Origin of the sequence: Micromonospora sp. LOL_013 (assembly GCF_048060315.1) — a bacterium.
Taxonomy (GTDB): domain Bacteria; phylum Actinomycetota; class Actinomycetes; order Mycobacteriales; family Micromonosporaceae; genus Micromonospora_E.
The window spans coordinates 1-253 of sequence record NZ_JBHMIQ010000131.1 but is presented as its reverse complement, the minus strand read 5'-3'; the positions used below and the strand labels follow the sequence as shown (position 1 = coordinate 253).

The window sequence follows — 253 nt, the reverse complement described above, 5'->3', positions numbered from 1 at the left end:
CCTGCCCGACACGGAGTGGAAGAAGGTGCGGTACGCGGCGTTCAGGTCCGCGAGGGCCTGCCGCGACACCACCGCCGACACCTCGCCCAGCCACGCCCGCTCCGGAGTCGACTTGGCCCGCGTGATGACCCGCTTCGACAGCTCGGCGTCCGACACGTACGGCAGACCCTGCTCGCGTGCCTCCTGCCGTGCGCGCAGCCCGTCGTTGAACACCACCCGGGCGCATCCGAACGCCCGGGCCAGCGCGATCTGC

1 protein-coding gene is annotated in these 253 nt (G+C 72.3%); it reads right to left on the bottom strand.

Going from position 1 to position 253, the window contains the following annotated elements; genetic code table 11:
* The coding region (locus ACFHWS_RS28640) for a helix-turn-helix domain-containing protein (protein WP_416569600.1) at positions 1-253 on the bottom strand (253 nt) is incomplete at both ends.